Origin of the sequence: Peptoniphilus sp. (assembly GCF_034090345.1) — a bacterium.
In the GTDB taxonomy this organism is placed as follows: Bacteria; Bacillota; Clostridia; order Tissierellales; family Peptoniphilaceae; genus Peptoniphilus.
Genome location: NZ_JAXDSS010000134.1, coordinates 1 through 6,589 on the forward strand (window position 1 = coordinate 1; position 6,589 = coordinate 6,589).

General features: G+C 28.7%; 7 protein-coding genes. All 7 read left to right on the top strand.

From position 1 onward, the window contains the following. Window positions 1-413, top strand: a 413-nt coding sequence (gene cas8a1 / locus SOR77_RS09865) for a type I-B CRISPR-associated protein Cas8b1/Cst1 (RefSeq protein ID WP_320636930.1), incomplete at its 5' end; no start/stop codon positions are given. Beyond that, window positions 410-1,294, top strand: coding sequence for a type I-B CRISPR-associated protein Cas7/Cst2/DevR (gene cas7i / locus SOR77_RS09870; protein ID WP_004820503.1), 885 nt, complete (start codon window positions 410-412; stop codon window positions 1,292-1,294). The genes cas8a1 and cas7i, both read left to right, overlap by 4 nt. Next, on the top strand, window positions 1,281-2,075 hold the full coding sequence (gene cas5, locus SOR77_RS09875; protein ID WP_320636931.1) for a CRISPR-associated protein Cas5: 795 nt from the start codon (window positions 1,281-1,283) through the stop codon (window positions 2,073-2,075). Before cas7i ends, cas5 begins: the two co-directional genes overlap by 14 nt. Before the next feature lie 10 nt (window positions 2,076-2,085). Continuing rightward, window positions 2,086-4,395, top strand: a complete 2,310-nt coding sequence (gene cas3, locus SOR77_RS09880) for a CRISPR-associated helicase Cas3' (protein WP_320636932.1) — start codon at window positions 2,086-2,088, stop codon at window positions 4,393-4,395. Between the two features lie 11 nt (window positions 4,396-4,406). Continuing rightward, entirely contained in the window at window positions 4,407-4,898 is a 492-nt protein-coding gene (gene cas4 / locus SOR77_RS09885) for a CRISPR-associated protein Cas4 (RefSeq protein ID WP_320636933.1), read from the top strand. 9 nt (window positions 4,899-4,907) lie between these two features. Continuing rightward, window positions 4,908-5,900 carry a type I-B CRISPR-associated endonuclease Cas1b gene (gene cas1b / locus SOR77_RS09890; protein ID WP_320636934.1) on the top strand — a complete coding sequence of 331 codons (993 nt, stop codon included), beginning with the start codon at window positions 4,908-4,910 and terminating at the stop codon, window positions 5,898-5,900. 1 nt (window position 5,901) lies between these two features. Further along, window positions 5,902-6,180, top strand: a complete 279-nt coding sequence (gene cas2, locus SOR77_RS09895) for a CRISPR-associated endonuclease Cas2 (protein WP_320636935.1) — start codon at window positions 5,902-5,904, stop codon at window positions 6,178-6,180. The last annotated feature ends 409 nt before the right edge of the window (window positions 6,181-6,589 follow it).

Sequence of the window (6,589 nt, forward strand, 5' to 3'; positions counted from 1 at the left end):
CAGATAAAACTAGGTATAGCAGTGAACATATTCAAAATGTCATTAGAATTAATAATAGTTATTTGAGGGAGGTTGGATATATGAATGACAAGAGTAATGGAAAATATTTATATTTTTCCAGGTTATCAGGAGAGAAATTAAGAGATTCATATAAAAAAATGAATGCTGTAGAAAAGTTGAACGGAATAGCATATAGAATGTTGAATGCACTAAAAACTTCTAATAAACATGCATTCATGGATACTTTGATTAAGGCGAGTATGTATGCAAACGAAGAAATAGATGATGTATTTTCAAATACTATGGAAGATGATTTGAAGTTTAAAAATGCAGGATATTCATTTATAGCGGGGATGTTAGGAAAACAAAATAATTCAAAGAACGATTCTGAAGATAATGGAGGAGAAATATGAATAATCAATTAAATCCTAAGGGATTAACTTTAACTATCATTTTTGAAGCTGAAAGTGCGAATTATGGCGAATCTGTAGGTAATGTGGCTTCACTTAAAAAAGTAGCAAGAAATAAAGGCGAGCAGTTTACTTATATTTCAAGACAAGCGCTTAGATACAATATTGTAGAACAATTGTCCGAACCATTAGCCGAGGTTAATGCAGAAGGAAAGGGAGACAAGAAAGTTATTCAATTTTCTAAAGATGCTACTATAGATAAATATCCAGAAATAGATTTCTTCGGCTATTTGAAAACAGAAGCCAAATCAAGTGGAAAGAAGAGGTCAGCGAAAGTTAGATTATCAAATGCAATTTCATTAGAGACATTTAAGGGAGATTTAGATTTTTTAACTAATAAGGGGCTGGCAGATAGACTATCTGAAAATATGAATATTGCTCAAGCGGAAATACACAAGTCATTGTATAGATACACTATAACAGCTGATTTAGACCAAATAGGCATAGATGAAGTTTATAACATTGAGATAGAAAATACTGAAAAAGCAAGAAGAGTTGGTAAGTTACTAGACACAGTTGCTTTATTATATAGAGATATAAGAGGTAGAAGAGAAGATTTAAAACCTTTATTTGTTATAGGTGGTGTTTATGATATTAAAAATCCATTTTTCAGCAGTGTTGTAGAAGTGAATGATGGGAAGATTGAAGTAGAGGCTATAACAGATTTACTTTATGGAAATATAAAAGACCAAACACATTGCGCAATTGTGAAAGGAAAGTTTATTAATGAAAATGAAGTCATTGAAAAGTTAAATGCTGTTAAGATGCCTGAATTTTTCTCAGCTATAAAAGAAGAGGTGAAGGATTATTATGAGAGCCATTAAGATGGTGGCTCTTCAAGATCTGGTGAACTATAGAAAACCAATGAGTTTCCAAATTAAAGAAAGTTATCCTTTGCCACCTTATTCTACAATTATAGGAATGGTCCATAACTTGTGTAAATATGAATCGTATATTCCAATGAAAGTAAGTGTTCAAGGGAAATATGTATCTAAGACAAATGATTTATATACAAGATATGAATTTAACAATGGGACCAAATTTGAGAAAGGAAGACACCATATTAATGTTGATGGGTACGGTGTAGCACAAGGGATTTCTACAGTTGAACTTTTATCTCAAATGGAGCTAATTATTCATATAGTGCCGGAAGATCAAGAAAGAGTACAAGAAATTTATAGTTCTTTAAAAACTCCTTGGGAATATCCATCTTTAGGGAGAAGGGAAGATTTATTAAATATCAAATCTGTTGAGATAGTGGATATAGTAGAGAGAGAGTTGGAACGAGAAGAATATTTAGGAGAAAATTATTACGCTTATGTGCCACTTAAGTATATACATTTCAATGGCGAAAATTACGAAGAGAGTGTATATACTTTTCTTGACAATATATTAATTGAAGATTCAGCTTTTAGTACTTTTCAGAGTGGAACTAAAATGTTGATTAATAAAGATTATTTTTTAGAAAACTATGGAAATAGTAAGAATATAAAAAATATAAGATTGTGGAATAAAGTTGAAGTTATATATACTTCAAAAATTATAGCGACAAGCGAAGGTAGCAAATGCGAAGATAGTACTGGACAATTTGTATTTTTAGCTTAAGGAGTAAATTATGAAAAAGCAATTTTTGGCAAAGTCTAATCCAATAGAAACAATTCAAGAGCATACGGACAATTTGTTAATACAATTAGCGAAGTTAAAGGAGATATATCCCAATATAAATGTAGATTGGACTTTGCTTGAGATTGCATGCATTTATCATGATTTAGGTAAAATGAATAGTGCTTTTCAAAGCAGGATAAATAAAAATAGTAAATTTAAAAATATAGATAGTGAAATTCCTCATGGAATTTTGAGCGCATGCTTTTTAGACGTTGAGGAATTAAAACAAAAATATTCTCATTACGATAATGTAAAAGAAAAAATATGTATCTTATATTCTGCTATTTATTTTCACCATCATAGAAATACTATTAAGAAAGTAGAAAAAGAGAGTATACAAAAAGCTTGTAGCCTTTTGGAAGAATACAGAGATGATTTTGTATATGATAAATTTAAATTTCCACGAAAAATAGTTTTAAATAGCAATTATATACAGCTGTCTAAAATAACTGAAAAAGAAGATTTATATCATGAATATATACTTCTAAAAGGATTGTTAAATAAAATTGACTACGCAGCTAGTGCATACATAGATTCATCACAAAGATATTTAGATGTAGATAGAAAAAATGACTTTCTTGAAATGGCACTATCAAATTTTATGAATAAATTATCTGTTAAGTTGAAGAAAATAGGTAAAGATGCTCCCGACTGGAATGAACTTCAAAGATATATGATGAATAATCAAGATAAAAATTTGGTTATAATAGCTCAAACGGGAATGGGAAAAACTGAAGCAGGACTTTGGTGGTTAGGTAATAATAAAGGGTTCTTCACATTGCCAATTAGAACAGCTATAAATGCAATATATAATCGTATAAAAGATGATTTATTGGATGGTGAAAATTTTGACGAAAAAGTAGGAGTACTACATTCTGGGACAAAGAGTATATATTTAGAGGAATTAGATAGTGGTAAAATAAATAATTTAGATGAATATTTTTCAAGCACAAAGCAACTTTCATTACCGCTAACAATTTGTACATTGGACCAACTGTTTACTTTTGTATTTTTACATAGGAATTTTGAATCTAAGTTGGCAACGCTATCTTATTCAAAAATTATAATTGATGAAATTCAAATGTACAGTGCTGACTTAGTTGGTTATTTAATACGTGGTTTAAAGATGATTCAAGATGTTGGTGGAAAATATGCAATACTTACAGCTACATTTCCTGGGTTTTTAAAGAAACTAATGAAAAGAGAAAGACTCAAATTTGATATGCCAGATAAAGCTTTTGTAAATGACAGAATAAGACATAGCGTATCTGTAGTAAGAGAGCAGTTATCTGCCAATGATGTTATTGAAAAATATACAGACAATAGAGTTTTGGTAATCTGCAACACTGTAAAAAAATGTCAAGAGATGTACCAAGATTTGCAAAAACTTATAGCAGAAAATGAATTAGGTATTAAATTAAATATGCTGCATGGAAAGTACATTAAAATGCATAAAGAAAAGAAGTCTAAAGAAATAATTGACTTTGGCAAACTTTTTGACGATGAAGGTAATCCAAACAAGAAGAAGGGAATATGGATAACATCTTCAATTGCGGAAGCATCATTAGATATAGATTTTGATGTATTAATTACTGAATTATCCGAAATATCAAGTCTTTTACAAAGGTTTGGTAGGTGTTATAGAAATAGAGAATGGATAGGAGAGGGATATAACTGTTATGTATATGATGGAGGAGATAGGACTACTTCAGGTATAGGAAGTATTATTGATAGAGATTTATTTGATTTATCAAAAAAATATATTAGAGAATTTTTTGAAAATAATCCAAGTGAATTGAGAGAATTAGACAAGATGAAATTAGTTGAAGAAACTCTTTCATCAGAAAATGTTAAAGAAACAAAGTACTATAAAGAGATTGAAAAGACAATTGAATACACAAAAAATTTGTTTCATGCAGAGTTTTCCAAAGAAGAAGCGCAAAAACTATTTAGAAATATTATGTCAGAAACTATAATGCCTAGACCAGTCTATGAAAATAATTTGAGAGATATCAATGAAATATTAAATATAATTAAATCAAACGAATATACTCAATATGATAAGTTAAGGGCAAGGGAAAAACTTATGGGATATACGTTAGATATAGAATCAAGAGCGTTGATTAACATGGACTATTGTGAGATTGAAATAAGCAAGTATCAAAAACTTAAAGTAGTGGACTGCGATTATGATTATGAATTGGGGTTTAGAAGAAAAGAAAAAGAAAAGAGCGAAAATTTATATGATAATTTCTTTTAGAGGTGTTTTTAATGAAAAAAGTCACGGGTTTGATGGTGTATTATTATCATGTTTGTAAAAGAAAGTTATGGTATTTTGCTCATGATTTAAATATGGAGCATAACAGTGAAATTGTTGGGATGGGGAAACTACTTGATGAAACATCGTATATTAGGGAGACGAAACATATATTGATAGATGAATCTATAAACGTAGATTTTATACAAGATTGGAAAATTGTCCATGAAGTAAAAAAATCAAAAATAGTAGAAGAAGCTTCAATTTGGCAAACAAAATACTATATGATGATTTTAAAAGATAATGGACTAGATGTTGAGAAAGGTATTATTGATTTTCCGCTATTAAGAAGTAGGGAGATAGTAGAATTAAAAGAAGAAGATATAACATATTTGAGAGAAGTAATTGAAAAAATAAGAAGTATAATTAACTGTAAAGAAGTACCTAATTTAGTTGAGAAAAAGATATGTAAAAAATGTTCATATTATGAGTATTGCTATATATGAGGTGATAAGATGCAAAGCGATTACTATATTTTTCAAAATGGTGAAATAAAGAGAAAAGACAATACTATTACAATAATAACTGAAGAAAATGTAAAGAAAGACATACCTATTGAGGTAGTATCCAATTTATACATATTTGGAGAAGAAACTCTTAATACAAAATTTCTAACCTATGTTTCAAATTATAATATTGCAATTCACTTTTTTAATTATTATGGATTTTACTCGGGGTCATTTATACCGAGAAATAAAAATGTGAGTGGATATACATTGGTAAGGCAAGTTGAACATTTTATCAATCCGGATTGTAGGTTAAAACTTGCTCAAGAATTTATAGAAGCAGGGACATATAATATTTATAGAAATTTAAGATATTACAGACAAAGAGGAATTGATTTAGATGATGAAATTTCTGAAATTAAGTTTTTACGTGCCAAAATAGGTGGAGTTAAAGCTGTAGAAGAGTTGATGGGAGTAGAAGGAAACATCCGTAAAAATTATTATGGATCATGGAATAAAATTGTTAAGCAAGAAATTAATTTTGAAAAGAGAGTTAAAAGACCGCCCGATAACATGATTAATTCTTTAATATCTTTCATAAATACATTGATATATACAAGTGTACTATCAGAAATATATAAAACACAATTGAATCCAACGGTAAGTTACTTACATGTCCCAGGAGAAAAAAGATATTCTCTTTCACTCGATATATCTGAAATTTTTAAACCTCTTATTGCAGATAGAATGATTTTTTACTTATTGAATAAAAATATTATTACAGAAAGCGACTTTGCAGAAGAATCAAATTTTTTATATTTAAAGGAAAATGCTAGATTAAAAATTGTCAAAGAGTATGACGAACGACTTAAAAAGACAATAAAACATAAAGATTTGAATAAAAGTGTATCTTATAGATATTTAATGAGATTAGAAGCTTATAAACTCATTAAACACTTTACTGGAGAAAAAGAATATAAAGGATTTAAAATATGGTGGTAATATGTATATGATTTTAGTTTATGACATTATATTAGATGAAGATGGAGCCAAAGTATCTAGGAATGTTTTTAAAACATGCAAAAAGTATCTCACACATATTCAAAAGTCTGTATTTGAAGGTGAGTTAAGTGAGTTACAATATGCTAAGTTACAGAGAGAAATTTCAAAATACGCAAGGAAAGATAGAGACTCTATAATAGTTTTTCACAGCAATAATTCAAAATGGTTAAAGAAAGATTTCTTAGGGCTTGTATACGATGCGACTTCTAACTTTATTTAGTATGTCGATGTGAAATTATGTTATAATAATGTTGTATCGACATTTAGATTAAAACGGCTTATTTTAATAGATCATAATTGCAGATTGAAATTAATTTAAGCAAAAATTGAATGAATTTTTTTCTAAATTAATTCATCGACAAAATGTTGGTATTAAAACGGCTTGGGATGAAGCATGAAATTAGACCTGTATTAATAGAATCAAACTGAAATGTAAACAAAGAGTCAAAAACAAAGCTAGGAGATATATTTCGATGTATTAATAGAATCAAACTGAAATGTAAACGCACATTATAAATTATGGGCAGAAGAAGTTGACGGTGGTATTAATAGAATCAAACTGAAATGTAAACGCTTCTAAAGAATATAAAGAAGATACAAGTAACAATGTATTAATAGAATCAAACTGG